This window comes from Serratia sp. KH_031, assembly GCF_057839655.1.
Window position 1 is genome coordinate 516,330 of sequence record NZ_CM174496.1, and the last position, 15,937, is coordinate 532,266.

Consider the following 15,937-nt stretch of genomic DNA (forward strand, 5'->3'; position numbering starts at 1 on the left):
CATTGTGTGTTTTTTACCCGTTAGAACATTATGATCTTAAAGAAAAATTCGTGATTTTTATTTTTAGATAATTTTAATCTAAATAACCATTGAATTAATTAGTGATGTGTTTACCAATAATTAATTCAAATTATTGTATTTTATCTTTGCACGTTAAATAATGTGAGTTGTAGATACGGTTAACGTACCTATAATTTAAAATATGCAGGACATATCGAAAAAATCACTCCGATAGAATTTCATTTTTCTGACTTATATTTTATGGATAAGTAACAAGGAGAAGTCATTATGCTTAAGTCATTTGTAGGAAAAGTTGCAGTATTATTTTTAATGTTAGGTGTTATCGTCAGTGGTTGTGGTTCGTCAGATAATTCAGAAATCACGCTATACGTGGTTAGGCACGGTAAAACCATGCTCAATACGACAGACCGTGTGCAGGGTTGGGCCGATGCGGTGTTAACTCCAGTTGGTGAAGAAGTGGTGGGTTATACGGCAACTGGACTAAAGGATATTGCTTTTACGGCGGCATACAGTAGTGATAGTGGGCGTGCAATACAAACGGCGAATATCATTATGGCTAAAAACAGAGACTCCAAAGTGGAATTAAAAACTGATTGGCGTCTGCGTGAGTTTAATTTCGGTTCTTATGAGGGCGATCTTAATCATAACATGTGGAGTGATATTGCCGAGAGTAAAGGTAAGACCATGGATGAATGGATGGCGACCGGTTTTTCACCGGAAACATTTGCTAATGCGGTTGCCGAGTTAGATAAAACGCGAGTAAAGCCGGGTGAGAACTGGCCGGCTGAAGATTACATCACTATTTCTAATCGTTTGCGAGAAGGGTTGCAGGATATTATCGACAACGCCAAACGTAGCGGCGGCGGTAATATTTTGGTGGTATCACACGGTTTGAGCATTGGGGCTTTAGTCAGTCTATTGGATCCGGCTGTAGAATTACCGGCAGGAGGGTTGAAAAACGCCAGCGTGACCAAAATAACCTACCGAGACGGCCACTATCAAGTCACTGACATCGGTGATATGAGTTACATGGAAAATGGCAAGGCATCGGGAGGATAAAGGGGGATAGGCAGGCCCGTAGTGGGCCTGCTTTAAGGGAGTTACAGAATACCCGCGCCGATAGGGAACAGCGGATTGACGGAGTCATGTGCTACGTCTTCTTTCTGATCCAGCACCGCTTGCCAGCTTGAAGGTAACTCGAACGGCAATTTACCTTGAGCTTTACTTTTGCCGGTAATGACATCCAGTACCGCTTCATCGGAAGCACCGAAGTTAGCCAGCAAGACATCAGTCTTATCGACGATGTTAGTCAGAATTGCTGGGCGATCGAGGTAAATTGAAATTACCGTCGGGATATTGAGTGCCTTGACTTGCTTGATCAACTGGTAATCTTCACTGCCGGTGTAGGTGCCTGATTTTTGGTCAAGTACCACGGTATCGGCATCATCAAAGCCCAACTGACCGAAGTTGACCAACACACCGAACGGATAGTGAGGATCATTCTGATGAGGGGTATTTACACGCAGAATAGCAATCTCGGCTTGTTCTGGTGTCGCAACCACGGTCAGGCCATAACGTGCGGCTACGGTAGCGTTAACGTTATGCAGGAAGACCTTTTTACCACTCAGTGCCAGCGGTAACAGCGTATTGTTGTTTTGCAACAGCACTTGTGAGCGGCGTTGTGCATCATCACCTTGTTGTTGGAATGCACTATTGCCGACAATTTTCACTGCCTGAGCTTCATCCACAAACGGCTTTTCAAACAGTCCTAGCTCAAATTTCTGCTGTAAAATACGTGTGACAGAAGAATCAATCACCGAGATAGGTAATTGCTGTTGGTTGATTGCGGCGATCAAATCGCTGGATTCAGTGGTACCACCGAACTGATCGATACCGGCTTCCACCGCTTTCACTACGCGCTCTTGACGGGTGATATTTTCTACCCCCCACGACATGCCGATCCCCGCAACCCAAGGGTCGACGCCAGCAGCGATGTCGGCATCACTGATACCTGTGATGCATTTGCCTTCGCAACTTTCTAAAATTCCCCAGTCGCTCAGAATCACGCCAGTAAAGGCGAAGCGACCACGCAGCATGTCGGTCAGTATTTGCTTACTGAAGCCGAAACCAACCTCTTCAATCAGTTGATTTTTGTACCACAGGTTGATCGGCTGGCCGTAGTAAGGCATCACTGAGGCGACTTTGGCGGCAAATGCCCCTTCAAACGGCACCAAGTGATATTCCAAGTTGTCGCCGGGATAGACTTGCTCTTTGCCATAAACGTTGTGGGGATCTAACCCGTTAAGCTGTGGGCCACCACCAGCAAAGTGTTTGACCACAGCGACGACACTGTCTTGGGTCAAACCTTGGTCACCATGTTGGAAACCTTCGATATAGCCTTGCACCATGCGCTTAGCCAGTTGGTTATCCTCACCGAAGGTACCATTGATACGCCCCCAACGTGGTTCAGTGGCCAGATCCGCCTGTGGTGACAGCGCCATTTGGATCCCGACTGCACGGTATTCCTGACGAGCAATATCACCGAAGGTTTTTACCAACGCGGTATCGTCAATAGCCGCAAAACCCAGCGATTCAGGCCATTGTGAGAAACTACCGGCTGCTACGCTGGTGGCATCGGGATCATTGACAAAGTGGTTACGTGGATCGGTACTGATGGTGATCGGGATACCTAGGCGGGTTTTTTCGGCCATTTCCTGCAAGGTATTATTATCAGCGGAAATATACCCCGGATTACCCGCCATACGAGTAATAAAAGTATTGGCGAAACGTTGGTTGATATCGATATCGGTCGCGGTGAAGTCTACCCGCCCGGCAGCATCTAACGTCACGGTGCCGTGCATCATGGCTCCGGCCTTTTCTTCTACAGTCATCCGCGAGGTGAGGTCACGGGCGCGAGTTGCGCTGTCGAGACGCCAATCCTCATAGGGATCAAGTTGACCATTTTTATTCAGATCTTTGAACTTTAGGTTATCGACAGTTAAAGTCGGTATATTACGGCTTTCTAGATCAGCTTGTTGAACAGGAGTATTACGTTCGTCATTATTATCACATCCGGATAAACCGGTAATAATGAGGCTGCTGAGAATTAACGCTGACTTCCTTTTTAATATCATAAGACAACTCCATGTTGACAGAGGTAGATAACACAAAACAGTAAAAGAGGTAGGTAACATACTATTTATTTATATATTAGCTATACCCGTCATACTTGGCACTTTATCGTGGTTGGTTTTATCACCACCTAGTCACTTATTTGAGTAAATTCCTAGGGTCAACATCCCATGATGTGGCTCAAGCTATTTAGGGTGTGGATATTTTTTATTATCAGTGAATTGCGATTTATTGTTACTGTTTTACGATTATGCCATGTTTTTTTTGCAGCGTGAAATAAATGCACTTTTAATTTGGGAGCGTCTTCACACTTTAATATTCTCCGCTATTATTTTACTTTTAAAAAACACGTAATAATGTTTGTAATGAAGTGTTTTTCAATGTGTCTGGAAAAAGGAATTGTAGGGAAAAGGATGAGGGTAATAATTTCACATTGTAATTTATTCACAATGAAAATAATTGGGTGTGCTGATTATTTGTTATTGATATGAATATACAGCAGGGACGGTTACGGTTAATTAACCTTTCAATATTGCCAGTAAAGTGCATAAAGCTGGTTACCGGGGCCTTGTGGTTATGGGCGGCTTGGCTATTGGCTCAGATTAGCTGGCAACTTTTATTACCGCCGCAATCCGCAAAGTTATCGGCTGCGGTTTCTACCCCGGTTCCGCTGGCGCCATGGGAAGGTCGGCATCTCGCCCTGTTTGGTTCTTCCTCGGTGCCACCGACTTCTCTGTCCACTACCTCACTGGCTATCACGGCTTTACCCTTGACGCTCACTGGGTTGTTAGCCAGTAGTGACTCGCGCGCGGCATTGGCTGTCATTTTGTATCAGGGGCGACAGGCAAGCTATGGCGAGGGCGATGTTTTACCGTTGGCGGGGGTTAGTGTGCGGCATATTCGTCCCGACGGTGTGGTGTTGGCAGAACCTAGCGGGCTGCGACTATTGCGCTTTTATGCACCAACACCGGCAGCGCCGATAACGCGTGAAGTCGCACGTAGCGTGGTTCAGCGCCCTCAGCAAATCTTTGATTATCTGAGCGTTGCACCCGTACGTGATAACGAAGGTATGTTGCTTGGCTACCGTATCAACCCAGGTCGTTTACCCGAATTGTTTGGCCAACTTGGGTTTGAAGCCAACGATTTGGCTGTTGCGATCAATGGTGCAGATTTACGTGATAACCAACAGGCTCAACAGATTTTGCTGCAATTACCGCAGCTCACTGCTGCCACGGTCACCGTCGAGCGTGAGGGACAGCGCCACGACATTACAGTTTCACTTGATGAGGGATCGCCATGAGGCAATTTTGCTGCGTGCTGATGTGTGTGCTCTGTCTGGCGCAGCCGGTACAAGGAGCTGAATTTTCAGCCAGTTTCAAAGGTGTTGAAGTACAGGAGTTCATCAATACCGTCAGTAAAAATCTCAATAAAACGGTGATTATTGATCCCAGCGTACGTGGCACTATCACGGTACGCAGCTACGACATGTTAAATGAACAGCAGTATTACCAGTTCTTCCTGAGTGTGCTGGATGTCTACGGATTTGCCGTGGTGCCGATGGATAACGGTGTGCTGAAAATCATCAAGTCCAAAGATGCCAAAAGTGCCTCGGTGCCGGTAGTGGATGACAGCACCACCGCGCGCGGCGATGAAGTAGTGACGCGGGTTGCACCGCTACATAACGTGACTGCACGTGATCTGGCACCGTTGCTGCGTCAACTGAACGACAATGCCGGGGTGGGGAACGTGGTGCACTATGATCCGTCCAACGTGTTGTTGCTGACTGGTCGAGCCGCCGTCATCAACCGTTTGATGCAGATTATCGAACGGGTCGATCGCGCGGGTGATAACACCGTCCAGACATTACCTCTGCAACATGCCTCGGCGGCGGAAGTGGCTCGATTGGTGACGCAGATGGCGCAAGACAACGGTAAAGGCATCGTATCTACCGGCCGTATCGTGGCGGATGAGCGGACTAATGCGGTTTTGATCAGTGGCGATACCCGAACGCGTGAGCGGTTTGCAGCCATGGTACGCCAATTGGATAAGCCCCAGATTAGCCGTGGGAACACGCAGGTGGTTTACCTGAAGTACGCCAATGCTGAAAAGTTGGCCGAGGTGCTTAACGGTATCAGTAGTGATTTGGGAGAAGGGAAAAAAACGCCAGCTCAAAACAGCGGTGCATTGGTGAAAGACACACTGATCAAGGCCGATCCACAAACCAATTCGCTGATTGTCAATGCCGCGCCGGACGTCATGAACGAACTTGAACGGGTGATCGCCCAATTGGACATCCGGCGCCCACAGGTGCTGGTTGAAGCGATCATTGCCGAAGTACAAAACGCCGATGGTCTTAATTTAGGCATCCAGTGGGGGAATAAATACGCTGGCGTGACCCAGTTTACTAACACCGGTTTACCCATCACCGCGGTAGCGGCGGGGGCGGCGCAATATCGGCAGGATGGTACAGTCCCTAACGGTCTAGCCAGTGCATTGGCCTCGTTCAACGGTATTGCTGCCGGATTCTACTCAGGTAACTGGGCGATGCTGCTGACGGCGCTGTCCAGCGACAGCCATAACGATATCTTGGCAACGCCCAGTATTGTCACCCTCGATAACAAAGAAGCTACCTTCAACGTCGGCCAAGAAGTGCCGGTGTTGACCGGCTCGCAAACGACTTCTGGCGATCACGTCTTTAATACCGTGGAACGCAAAACGGTCGGCATCAAGCTGAAGGTCAAACCACAAATCAATGAAGGTGACTCAGTGATGCTGGAGATAGAACAAGAGGTTTCCAGCGTGGCAGACAGTGCCAACAGCGCCAATGCGGATTTGGGCGCCACCTTCAACACTCGAACGGTTAACAATGCAGTACTGGTCGCCAGCGGGGCGACCGTCGTAGTCGGGGGATTATTGGATCACAGTAGCCGGGAGAGTGCCAGTAAAGTGCCGATTCTGGGTGATATTCCGATCTTGGGTAACCTGTTCCGTTCCAAAAGCAAAAGCCGTGAGAAACGTAATCTGATGTTGTTCATCCGCCCCACCATCATCCGCGACCAACAGCATTACGATGGCGCATCTGCGGGGAAATATCAGCAGTTCCAACGTGATAGATCGGAAAAAGTCAGTGAAGCCAGTTTGTGGCGTAGTAAGGGGGGCGAACCTCTATCGTTGCCGGAACTGGAGGTGGCACCAGGATTTAACGAGGTACGTAGTGCTATCGCTCTGTTTTACAGCACTCAAGGCGCAGTGAGGTAAATCATGGAACCCATACTCTCCCCAGCCTTTGCCCGGCGTCATGGGATTTTGCTAATGCGTACTCGCGAGGGTGGCGTGTTGTTGTGGTGCCACACGCAGGCGGTTCCGGCTGCGTTGCAAGAAGCCCGCCGTATTGCCGCGGCTCCATTGAATATGCAAGAAGTACTGGATGATGAGGCGTTTGAGCGGCAGTTGGTGGCGTGCTATCAGCAAGACTCCGCACAAGTACGCCGCATGATGGCGGAGTTGGGTAACGAACTGGATTTTTACACGCTGGCGGAAGAGTTGCCGGAACAGGGCGATCTGCTGGAAAGCGATGACGGTGCTCCGATTATTCGTCTGATTAACGCCATGCTGAGTGAGGCCATCAAAGAAGAAGCTTCCGATGTGCATATTGAAACCTTCGAGCGCTACTTGAGCATCCGTTTTCGTATTGACGGTGTGTTGCGTGAAATATTGCAACCTCAGCGTCGTCTGGCGGCGTTGCTGGTGTCGCGCATCAAAGTGATGGCGCGTTTGGATATTGCCGAAAAGCGCATCCCGCAGGATGGCCGTATCGCGCTACGTATTGGCGGAAGGGCGATTGATGTGCGTGTTTCCACATTACCAGCCAATCACGGTGAACGGGTGGTGTTGCGTTTACTGGATAAGAACAGCGTCCCCTTGGATCTGGCTGCGTTAGGTATGACGCCAGCGCTGTGCCAGCAAATGACCGCACTGCTAGCACAACCGCACGGCATCATTCTGGTCACCGGCCCGACTGGCTCGGGTAAAAGCACCACGTTGTATGCCGGTTTGAGCCAACTCAACAGCAAAGAGCGCAATATTCTGACGGTTGAAGATCCCATCGAATATGACCTGCCCGGCATTGGTCAGACTCAGGTGAACGGCAAAGTCGACATGACATTTGCCCGTGGTCTGCGCGCCATTTTGCGTCAGGACCCGGATGTGGTGATGGTTGGGGAAATCCGTGACAGTGAAACCGCCGCCATTGCGGTGCAAGCCTCACTCACGGGGCATCTGGTGCTATCGACACTTCATACCAACAGTGCGGTAGGGGCGGTCACTCGTCTACAGGATATGGGGGTTGAACCGTTCCTGCTGGCCACTTCTTTACTGGCCGTATTGGCGCAGCGTTTAGTCCGCGTACTGTGCCCGGCTTGTCGCCAGCCTTGGACGGTAACGGAAGGGCAAGCGTTACCCGCTGGCAGCCAAATCTATCGCGCCGTAGGGTGCAGCGCCTGTAATGCCAGTGGTTATCGTGGGCGTACTGCGATCCACGAACTGTTGCGGGTGGATGATGCATTACGTGAGGCGATCCAACGCGGTGAGGGTGAAACGACACTGGAGCACTATTTACGCGAGGCTACGTTGTATCTGAGTGGATTGCGCTTGGTGCAGGCAGGAGTCACCACGCTGGAAGAGGTCACACGTGTGACCCGGAGCGGCTGAGATGGCGCAGTTCGATTATCAGGCTCGGGACGGGCGCGGTAAAACCCGGCGTGGGACGATCGATGCGGAATCAGAGCGTCATGCCAGTCAGCGCTTACGGGAACAGGGGTTGCTGGTCATGGTATTGCAGCCCAAAGCGCCCCGCAAATTACTGCTGCGCTGGCAGCGTATGTCGATTAGCGGCAATGCTCTGGCACTGGTCATGCGCCAATTGGCGACCATGGTAGCGGCCGGATTACCGTTGGAAGAGGCGTTGCATGCCGTGACGCAGCAAAGTGAAGAGCGGCGCGTGGTCGCGGTGTTGCAAGCGGTTCGCTTACGGGTAATTGAAGGTTTTACTCTGGCGGATGCTCTACGTGAACATCCGCATGCTTTCGGTGCACTTTATTGCGCCATGGTAGCGGCAGGAGAGGCTTCTGGTCAGCTTGATGGCGTACTGAACCGATTAGCGGATTATGCCGAGCAACGCCAACAGATGCAGAGCCGTCTGACTCAGGCGTTGGTTTACCCACTGCTGCTGACGTTGGTGGCAATCGGCGTCGTAACTACCTTGCTGAGCGCCGTCGTGCCAAAGGTGGTGGAACAATTTGTCCATATGAAACAGGTGTTGCCACTCAGTACCCGGTTGTTGATGGCGTTGAGCGATGGCGTTCGCCATCTTGGCCCATGGTTACTTCTATTGCTGGCTTGTGGCGGGTTGTTGGCACTGTGGTTGCTGCGCCAGCCCCATTATCGTCTGGCTTGGCACCGTCGTTTGTTGGCGTTACCGATGGGAGGACGTTTGATCCGGGAGTTAAACACCGCTCGCTATGCCAGAACACTGAGCATTTTATACAACAGCGGCGTGCCGTTGTTGCAAGCCATGCAGATTGGCGCGCAGGTACTTAGTAATTTACAGGCTAGTCGTTTATTGCTTGAAGCGGGTGAACGGGTGCGTGAAGGGGGCAGTTTGCAACAAGCGTTAGAACGTACTGGGTTATTCCCACCGATGATGCGCTACATGATCGCCTCCGGTGAACGAAGTGGTGAACTGGGCGATATGTTATTCCGCGCGGCGGATAATCAAGACCGTCAGTTCAATGCCAGAATTACGTTGTTTTTCAGTTTGTTCGAACCGTTATTGGTGGTGGTTATGGCGGCGGTAGTGTTGTTTATCGTTTTGGCAATCCTGCAGCCTATTTTGCAACTTAACAACATGATGACGTTGTAAACACAGAGGTAAAAGTCATGCGACATATTGGGGCGAAAATGCCGCGTCAAACGGGGTTCACCTTACTGGAGATCATGGTGGTGATCGTCATTCTCGGCATTTTGGCGAGCTTGGTGGTGCCGAATTTGATGGGTAATAAAGACAAGGCCGATCGCCAAAAAGCGGTCAGCGATATTGTGGCATTAGAAAGCGCGTTAGATATGTATCGGCTAGATAATGGCCGCTATCCAACCACTGAACAAGGGCTGGAGGCGTTGGTTGCCCGCCCGACACAGCCCCCAGCACCGCGCAATTATCCTGAAGATGGATATGTTCGTCGCCTGCCGAAAGATCCTTGGGGCAATGCTTATCAACTACGCCAACCCGGCGAGCACGGCAAAGTGGATATTTTCTCTATTGGTATGGACGGTGAGCCAGGGACAGAGGATGACATTGGTAACTGGGATCAGAGTCGCTAATGCGTCTTGGCAGTGATCAGCGGGGATTTACCCTGCTGGAAATGATGCTGGTTTTGTTGCTGCTGGGGATGGGGACGTTTTTGGTGGTCAATCAACTGCCAAACCGGAGTTATCGGGCGGAGCAAGAGAGCCAGCGTTTGGCGCAGCGGCTGCAAAAGTTGGTCTATCAAGCGGCGTTGGAAGGGCGCATGTATGGTTTGCACGTGCAGCCCGATCGTTGGCAATTAAAAGTCTGGCGAGCGCGGAAATGGCAAAACATCTCGCTACCGCAAAATGCTGATGCGCAAATTTTGCCTGCTGGCTGGCATTTGCAATTGATCGCACCAACCACGGATAGCGAAATCATCACTGAGGCTCCCCAAGTATTGCTGTGGCCGGGAGGGGAAGTCACTCCATTTCGTCTGCGTTATTTTTGGGGGGATCGTTTGATGGCGGAAGTCATGCTGGATGACGAGGGCGGGATACATACCCGTGATGATATCGATGAAAAACCATAGCGGTATGACGCTGTTAGAGGTGTTGGTGGCGCTGGCGATTTTTTCTCTGGCGGCCTTGGCATTGTTGCAAAGTCTGGGGCATTTAGCGCTGGGCTCGGGTCGCTTGGCGGATAAAACCTATGCTGATTGGGTGGCTGAAAACCAATTAGTGGAACTGCGTTTACAGAAAGTATGGCCGCCACTGAATTGGACGCAAGGAAGCAGCGAACAAGCCGGGCGTGTTTGGTATTGGCGTTGGCGTGGTGTCGAGAGTGAACTGCCGGGATTGCGCATGATGGAGGTTGAAGTCTCGACCAAGCCATGGCAAGACGGCGGCATGTCATTGACCTCTTTACGTACCTATGTTGTGCAGCAATGAAGCAACGTAACGCGGGTTTTACTCTGTTGGAGATGATCCTAGCGCTAGCCGTTTTCGCCCTGCTGAGCCTGATGGCGAACCGCTTGCTGTTACAAGGCGTGAAGCTAGAGGCGTTATCTTCTCGCCATGCTCAGCGGCTGGCGCAGATCCAACATGCCTTCACTTTACTGGAGCGTGATACCTTCGCGATGTTGCCGCGCTCCGTGCGTGGCAGCGGTGCATTTGCTGGCGCACCCTTGTTGGCAACAGAAGGCCGTACCGAGGCTGATAGCCTGGTATTTACTCATGCTGGTTGGCTTAATCCTGACGCTCAACTACCGCGTTCTATTTTGCAACGTGTGGGTTATCGCTTGGAAAAAGGGGAATTGCTGCGGGAGTATCTTGATTACCCAGATATGCCCGCTGGGGCGTTACCTCATCGCCAACTGTTGTTAACTGGGGTTTCTGGGCTACGGGTACGCTATTGGTCTCAAGGGCAGTGGCAACGGCAGTGGTCGGAAAATGATGCCATACCTCAGGCGATAGAAGTGACTCTGACGTTAAGCGATAGCGGAGATATTACCCGTCGCTTTTTGTTATCGGGGGTCAAATGAGGTCTGTTGCTGGCAGAACTATCAAACAACGAGGTATGGCGTTACTGGTGGTGCTGATGTTGTTAGCGACTATGGCGACATTAGCGGTCGTGGTGACCGAACGCTGGTTTTTCAGCTTCCATTATAGCCTGCAATTGCATCAGCGTTTGCAGGGGAAATGGTATGCCGCCGGGGCAGAAATGTTGGCAAGTACCTTGCTGCGCTTGGATGCCAATGACGATGCACGGCATACCCATCTTTCTCAACGTTGGGCGAAAACTAGCCAGCGTTACCCACTGGAGGATGCGGAGCTTCAGGTGCGGATCGAAGACGCTCAAGCCTGTTTCAACCTGAATGCGGTTGCGGGGAACGAAGACACACAACGCATTTTTAGCCGTTTGTTGGTGTTGTTGGGAGAAGAGCCTCAACAAGCGTTACGTATCAGCGCTGCGTTAGCCGATTGGCTGGATGATGGTGGTCAACCCCACGAGAACGGAGCCGGAGATGCCGAGTACGCCACGCTCGAGCCGCCTTATCTGACCGCCGGTCAGCCGATGCAAGATATTAGTGAACTGCGGCAGATTCGCGATATTGATCCTACTCTGTTGCAACGGTTGCGCCCATTGGTGTGCGCGTTGCCAAAAAACACCTTGAACATCAATCTCAATACGCTTTTACCGGATCAGTGGCCGTTGCTGGCGGCGTTGGTCGAAGATGTCGATGAAAGTGCGATTCGTCAAGGATTGTTGCAGCGCCCCCCTACCGGTTGGGAAACGCTAGAGCAACCGCTCGATATGATCAAACCGTTGGCGGCTCGACGGAATTATTTGGCTCTGAACAGTGACTATTTCCACCTGTATATGGTGGTACGCATGGCTGATGCCAATTATCGGCAATACAGCCTATTACAGCGTCGGGGTGGTCAAATAACCGTATTGCGGCGCCATTGGGAGATAGAAGAGGAATGATAAGGGACGCACAGGGAGCGCATTTTCTATTGTTGCATTACGCCCCCGATGACCAAAGCAAAATGGTTTGGCAGCGAATCCAGGCGGATGGGGAGTTGCAGGGAGAAAGTGGCGAAATTGCGGCTTCTGCACTTGGCCGGTTGGCTGAGCGTTACGCGCAGGATCTGTTTTGCTTGATGGTGCCTACCGCTGCGGTGAGTCTGCATTCCGTGCATCTGCCAGGGCGACATGATGCGGCCGGATTACGTGCATTGCCGTGGTTGCTGGAAGACAGCCTCGCCAGTGCCCCGGAAGAGGTCACTATTACACCACTTGGCTCAGTTGGGGAAATGTTGTGGGTGGCGGTGGTAGCAAAAGAACAACTGTCGTGTTGGCTGGCACCGTTTAACGAGGCCGGCATCAACCTACATAAACTGGTGCCAGATGCTCTTTTGTTGCCGTGGGCCGAAGGTGAAATAACGGCATTGCAATGGGGCGAACGTTGGTTAGTGCGCACTGATCGCTGGCAAGGCGCTGAAATGGAGAGCAATTGGTTGCCGTTTTGGCATGATGCTTGGCAGCGTACTCAGCCGCAGCCGGTTAACGTAAATTGCTATGGTACACCACCCGCCGCCGCATTAGAGCAATGGCAAATTTGCCCAACAGTTGAACCACTAGTGCTGCTGGCACGTCATGTGCCACAGGCACCTTCGATACTTTCTCGCCAGAACACCGCTAAAAAAATGGTTTGGCGTGCGCCATTGATCGCCGCCGTGGCCGTGCTGGCCTTGTTGTTCGCTCAACAGGGCGTGGAGTGGTGGGCGATGAAGCGGCAAGGCGATGGCATGCAACAGCAACTCTTACAACAGTTTCACCAACGCTTTCCAGATCAATCAGAGCAACATTGGCAGGCCACGTTACGGCGCATAGTGCAAAAAACGACGCAACAAGACGGTGCGAACGGGTTGATACAATGGTTAGCGCAATGGCCCGCCTTGCCGCCTGGCATCACGCTTCAGCAGCTACATTACCGTTCATCACCGGCTCAATTACAACTGCGTTTGCTGGGGGATGCGGCTCAGGTGCAGCGAGCTCGCCAACTATTGGAAACACGTTTTCGCGTGAGCAGCACGCCAGATGGCAATCTGACGCTTGAACCACTGGAGGCAACACCATGATGAGGTTGAAGCCGTTATGGCGGCATCGCTCCGCACGCGAACAGCGGTTAATACTGATTTTACTTGGGATATTGATGATCGCCGGGCTAGGGCAAGGAATCTGGTTACCGTTGCAGCAAGCGATCGAAAGCCAACAACAGCGGCAACAGCAACTGCGCTTATTGTCGCGGCAACTACAGCAGATGTCAGCGCAACCTACTGGGGCGGGAGGTTTGCGCCCGTTGTTGGAAAAAACGGCAAAAGAACAGGCAATACCGCTCCAGACGATAACGGAACAGCAAGGGAAAATGCAGGTGACGCTGGCTACCGTTAACGCTGACGATCTTTTGCGCTGGATCTGGCAACTAGAAACACAAGGTGGCGTGCGCGTGCTGGAACTAGGCTTGCAGGCTTCGTCCCCACCCGATGGCCGGGTTCAGGTGAAAACTTTGCTGGTGGAGCCGTTGTAAATGCGAATTCGGTGGCGTGGTATCGGCTTGTTTTTGCTGCTGTATGCGGTGTGTATGCTGATCAGCCTACCCGCACAGTTGCTGCTGGGGTTCGCCCCGCCTGCGCTGAACTTCACGCAAGTGAGCGGCACGTTATGGCATGGGGAAGCCAGCCAACTGCAATGGCAGGAGCGGTTGCTGGGGAAAATCAACTGGCAATGGGGATGGCGTAACGGTCTGCCGGTTTGGCAATTTGCACTCTCTGATGGGGATGTCGGTCACGGGGCAGTTACCGTCGGGTGGGCCGGTCATTGGCGACTTTCTGACGGACGTTGGCAATTACCGGTGGATAAGTTGCCAGAACTATTGGGTCAGCGCTCTTTATTGGAGGGCAGTGGTGAATTGACGCTAACGCTGGAGCAGTTGGGTTTCAATCAGCGGGAATGCTTTGATTTGGCCGCGAAGTTGGTGTGGCGCGAAGCGAAACTCAGCGCGTTAGGGCAAACACTGGCATTGGGCAATCCACAACTCCAGTTAGGTTGTGAGCCCCAACGGCTGCTATTGGCATTGCAACCACCGCAACCTCCATTGCAGTTATTTGGCAAAGGGAGCGTGGATATCCGTGGAGCGTATCGCTTTAACGGTGGTATTGGGGACATGGCGACGCTACCCGCTCAGTGGCGGCAGGGAATTGAAGCGGTGACGCGCTCAGGAAGCGAGGGACAACGGATGGTTGAGGTATCGGGAACATGGCCGATCAAATAAACGCAGGTTACCGTTTGCCATATTGGTTGCTGGCGCTGTATGCCGTGCTATTGCTGGCTCTAGGCTGGTTTGGCGCCAAAACCTGGGACGGTGATCCCGATATCACGCCAGCCTGTGCGGCATTGCCCCCGATAGCTACGGTGCCAATGCCAGCCGTATCAACTGTTGTCTCACCCGCTCAAGCCTCATCGCCACCAGTGGTAGCGGCGGCTTGCGTGGATAATCGGTTACCGCCGCTGCGTTACAGCGCCCATGTTTACGCGGAAAATTCGGCGCAGCGCAGCATCACGCTGAATAGTCGGCAGTATCGGGAAGGCGACAGTTTGGACTGCGGGTTCGTTGTGACGCAGATCCAACAGGACGTGACGATCTTGGAAAAGGGAGGGCAAATGTTGGTATTGGACGCATTGGAAGACTGGCCGGGTGGTGCCCCGAATGAGGAAAATGCTGAGGAAGAGGCACAACCATGACAAACGGCGTATGGATAATCATTATGTGTGGGCTGGGGTTGCTGGCGGGGAGTGTACTCAACTGTGTGATTTGGCGTCTACCCATCATGTTGCAACAGAGTGCCCGTCGACAGGCGTGGGCGATAGTAGGCCAGTCCGCGCCCACAGAGGATTGGCCTGCCCGTTTTAATCTATTTGTACCGCGTTCTTGTTGCCCACATTGTCGTTGCACCATTGCTTTTTATCACAACATCCCTGTGGTGAGCTGGCTGTGGTTGCGTGGGCGCTGTCATTCTTGCCAACAGCGAATCGGTTGGCGTTATCCGCTAGTGGAATTGGCGACCGCATTGATCACGGGCATCGTCGCGTGGTATTGGCCACCCAGCATCGTCGCCTTGGAATTGGCAATGTGTTCATGGTTATTGATTGCTTTGTTGACGATCGATATTCAACACATGCTGTTGCCAGATGTTCTTACTTTGCCGCTGCTGTGGCTGGGGTTGTTGACCAATCTGACCGGAGCGTTAATCCCTTTGGAAGACGCGGTGATAGGCGCAGTAGTGGGGTATTTGTCGCTTTGGAGCCTGTATTGGGGGTTCCGGCTACTGACCGGTAAAGAAGGCTTGGGCTATGGCGATTTCAAACTACTGGCCGCGCTAGGGGCATGGTGCGGTTGGCAACAATTACCACGCTTGTTGCTGTGCGCCGCATTGATGGGCGTGATTGCCATTATGTTGCTGCGTTTGATGGGGCGAGCCGAACGTGACGCTCCGTTACCTTTCGGCCCTTGTCTTGCCTTGGCGGGATGGGGAGGATTGGTTATCCCTTGGCCAATGTGGTGATAAAGGGTTGCAGCAATTGCTGAAATTCGGCGCACTGTGTCGCGCGTGGGGTGCCGTCTTTTAACAACCGCTGGTAGAGTTCATTACTGCGTACGGCAAGGCCAGCGGGAGGCTGCCAACCACGTTGTTGAGCAGCCGTGTAGGCGGCTTGTTCGATTTGTCCATCGGTGGGCAGCTCGCTACGACCACACTGGTATTTTAGATATTGAGTGCCTGCTATTAATGCGGCAACTTGTTGTGCTTGCCCATCAAGCGCCATCGGTGTGGTTTCTTGCCGTTGTGTCTGTTGGCAGGCACTTAACAACAGGGGAATGATTACCAACGCCAATTTTATTAGACTATCCATACAAAATCCCTTTGTTATTCGTCC

At 51.9% G+C, this 15,937-nt stretch carries 17 protein-coding genes; 15 read left to right on the forward strand and 2 right to left on the reverse strand.

Features of this window, described 5'->3' with window-relative positions; all coding sequences use genetic code 11:
• The first annotated feature begins 288 nt into the window (after positions 1–288).
• The gene (locus AC3ISQ_RS02270; protein ID WP_489350363.1) at positions 289–1,080 is read left to right on the forward strand and encodes a histidine phosphatase family protein; all 792 of its coding nucleotides are present in this window, start codon (positions 289–291) and stop codon (positions 1,078–1,080) included.
• A 41-nt stretch (positions 1,081–1,121) separates the two neighbouring features.
• Here AC3ISQ_RS02270 and AC3ISQ_RS02275 read toward each other — a convergent pair whose 3' ends face one another.
• Positions 1,122–3,155: a glycoside hydrolase family 3 protein gene (locus tag AC3ISQ_RS02275; protein WP_489350364.1), complete on the reverse strand. Its 2,034-nt coding sequence runs from the start codon at positions 3,153–3,155 to the stop codon at positions 1,122–1,124.
• A 590-nt stretch (positions 3,156–3,745) separates the two neighbouring features.
• Between AC3ISQ_RS02275 and gspC the strand changes: the two genes are divergently transcribed.
• Genes gspC through AC3ISQ_RS02345 form a run of 14 tightly spaced genes read left to right on the forward strand, consistent with a single transcriptional unit; the run spans position 3,746 to position 15,567 of the window.
• Complete coding sequence (gene gspC / locus AC3ISQ_RS02280; RefSeq protein WP_489350365.1) at positions 3,746–4,453, forward strand: type II secretion system protein GspC; 708 nt, start codon at positions 3,746–3,748, stop codon at positions 4,451–4,453.
• The gene (gene gspD / locus AC3ISQ_RS02285) at positions 4,450–6,411 is read left to right on the forward strand and encodes a type II secretion system secretin GspD (RefSeq protein ID WP_489350366.1); all 1,962 of its coding nucleotides are present in this window, start codon (positions 4,450–4,452) and stop codon (positions 6,409–6,411) included. Before gspC ends, gspD begins: the two co-directional genes overlap by 4 nt.
• 54 nt (positions 6,412–6,465) lie before the next feature.
• Positions 6,466–7,863: a type II secretion system ATPase GspE gene (gene gspE / locus AC3ISQ_RS02290; RefSeq protein WP_489350367.1), complete on the forward strand. Its 1,398-nt coding sequence runs from the start codon at positions 6,466–6,468 to the stop codon at positions 7,861–7,863.
• Position 7,864: 1 nt separating this feature from the next.
• A complete protein-coding gene (gspF, locus tag AC3ISQ_RS02295) occupies positions 7,865–9,073 on the forward strand; it encodes a type II secretion system inner membrane protein GspF (RefSeq protein ID WP_489350368.1) in 1,209 nt (402 codons plus the stop codon).
• 38 nt (positions 9,074–9,111) lie between these two features.
• Positions 9,112–9,531 carry a type II secretion system major pseudopilin GspG gene (gene gspG, locus AC3ISQ_RS02300; RefSeq protein WP_489353096.1) on the forward strand — a complete coding sequence of 140 codons (420 nt, stop codon included), beginning with the start codon at positions 9,112–9,114 and terminating at the stop codon, positions 9,529–9,531.
• Positions 9,531–10,028 (forward strand): type II secretion system minor pseudopilin GspH, encoded by a 498-nt coding sequence (gspH, locus tag AC3ISQ_RS02305; RefSeq protein WP_489350369.1) that lies wholly within the window; start codon positions 9,531–9,533, stop codon positions 10,026–10,028. The genes gspG and gspH overlap by 1 nt, the downstream gene beginning before the upstream one ends.
• Positions 10,015–10,386, forward strand: a complete 372-nt coding sequence (gene gspI, locus AC3ISQ_RS02310) for a type II secretion system minor pseudopilin GspI (RefSeq protein ID WP_489350370.1) — start codon at positions 10,015–10,017, stop codon at positions 10,384–10,386. The genes gspH and gspI overlap by 14 nt, the downstream gene beginning before the upstream one ends.
• Positions 10,383–10,979 carry a type II secretion system minor pseudopilin GspJ gene (gspJ, locus tag AC3ISQ_RS02315; RefSeq protein ID WP_489350371.1) on the forward strand — a complete coding sequence of 199 codons (597 nt, stop codon included), beginning with the start codon at positions 10,383–10,385 and terminating at the stop codon, positions 10,977–10,979. Before gspI ends, gspJ begins: the two co-directional genes overlap by 4 nt.
• On the forward strand, positions 10,976–11,926 hold the full coding sequence (gene gspK, locus AC3ISQ_RS02320) for a type II secretion system minor pseudopilin GspK (RefSeq protein ID WP_489350372.1): 951 nt from the start codon (positions 10,976–10,978) through the stop codon (positions 11,924–11,926). Before gspJ ends, gspK begins: the two co-directional genes overlap by 4 nt.
• A 29-nt stretch (positions 11,927–11,955) precedes the next feature.
• Complete coding sequence (gene gspL / locus AC3ISQ_RS02325) at positions 11,956–13,083, forward strand: type II secretion system protein GspL (protein ID WP_489350373.1); 1,128 nt, start codon at positions 11,956–11,958, stop codon at positions 13,081–13,083.
• The gene (locus AC3ISQ_RS02330; protein WP_489350374.1) at positions 13,080–13,532 is read left to right on the forward strand and encodes a type II secretion system protein M; all 453 of its coding nucleotides are present in this window, start codon (positions 13,080–13,082) and stop codon (positions 13,530–13,532) included. Before gspL ends, AC3ISQ_RS02330 begins: the two co-directional genes overlap by 4 nt.
• Positions 13,533–14,276, forward strand: coding sequence for a type II secretion system protein N (locus tag AC3ISQ_RS02335; RefSeq protein WP_489350375.1), 744 nt, complete (start codon positions 13,533–13,535; stop codon positions 14,274–14,276). It abuts the gene before it with no gap.
• A complete protein-coding gene (gspB, locus tag AC3ISQ_RS02340) occupies positions 14,261–14,746 on the forward strand; it encodes a type II secretion system assembly factor GspB (protein WP_489350376.1) in 486 nt (161 codons plus the stop codon). The genes AC3ISQ_RS02335 and gspB overlap by 16 nt, the downstream gene beginning before the upstream one ends.
• Positions 14,743–15,567, forward strand: a complete 825-nt coding sequence (locus AC3ISQ_RS02345) for a prepilin peptidase (protein ID WP_489350377.1) — start codon at positions 14,743–14,745, stop codon at positions 15,565–15,567. Before gspB ends, AC3ISQ_RS02345 begins: the two co-directional genes overlap by 4 nt.
• Here AC3ISQ_RS02345 and gspS read toward each other — a convergent pair.
• On the reverse strand, positions 15,545–15,913 hold the full coding sequence (gspS, locus tag AC3ISQ_RS02350) for a type II secretion system pilot lipoprotein GspS (RefSeq protein ID WP_489350378.1): 369 nt from the start codon (positions 15,911–15,913) through the stop codon (positions 15,545–15,547). The two genes, AC3ISQ_RS02345 and gspS, sit on opposite strands and share 23 nt — an antisense overlap.
• Positions 15,914–15,937: the final 24 nt, after the last annotated feature.

Coding starts and splice junctions, on each gene's coding strand:
- AC3ISQ_RS02335 (WP_489350375.1), top strand. CDS start 13,533: ATGCGAATTCGGTGGCGTGGTATCGGCTTGTTTTTGCTGCTGTATGCG.
- gspB (WP_489350376.1), top strand. CDS start 14,261: ATGGCCGATCAAATAAACGCAGGTTACCGTTTGCCATATTGGTTGCTG.
- AC3ISQ_RS02270 (WP_489350363.1), top strand. CDS start 289: ATGCTTAAGTCATTTGTAGGAAAAGTTGCAGTATTATTTTTAATGTTA.
- gspF (WP_489350368.1), top strand. CDS start 7,865: ATGGCGCAGTTCGATTATCAGGCTCGGGACGGGCGCGGTAAAACCCGG.
- gspI (WP_489350370.1), top strand. CDS start 10,015: ATGAAAAACCATAGCGGTATGACGCTGTTAGAGGTGTTGGTGGCGCTG.
- gspD (WP_489350366.1), top strand. CDS start 4,450: ATGAGGCAATTTTGCTGCGTGCTGATGTGTGTGCTCTGTCTGGCGCAG.
- gspG (WP_489353096.1), top strand. CDS start 9,112: ATGCCGCGTCAAACGGGGTTCACCTTACTGGAGATCATGGTGGTGATC.
- AC3ISQ_RS02345 (WP_489350377.1), top strand. CDS start 14,743: ATGACAAACGGCGTATGGATAATCATTATGTGTGGGCTGGGGTTGCTG.
- gspH (WP_489350369.1), top strand. CDS start 9,531: ATGCGTCTTGGCAGTGATCAGCGGGGATTTACCCTGCTGGAAATGATG.
- gspE (WP_489350367.1), top strand. CDS start 6,466: ATGCGTACTCGCGAGGGTGGCGTGTTGTTGTGGTGCCACACGCAGGCG.
- gspS (WP_489350378.1), bottom strand. CDS start 15,913: ATGGATAGTCTAATAAAATTGGCGTTGGTAATCATTCCCCTGTTGTTA.
- AC3ISQ_RS02275 (WP_489350364.1), bottom strand. CDS start 3,155: ATGATATTAAAAAGGAAGTCAGCGTTAATTCTCAGCAGCCTCATTATT.
- gspK (WP_489350372.1), top strand. CDS start 10,976: ATGAGGTCTGTTGCTGGCAGAACTATCAAACAACGAGGTATGGCGTTA.
- AC3ISQ_RS02330 (WP_489350374.1), top strand. CDS start 13,080: ATGATGAGGTTGAAGCCGTTATGGCGGCATCGCTCCGCACGCGAACAG.
- gspJ (WP_489350371.1), top strand. CDS start 10,383: ATGAAGCAACGTAACGCGGGTTTTACTCTGTTGGAGATGATCCTAGCG.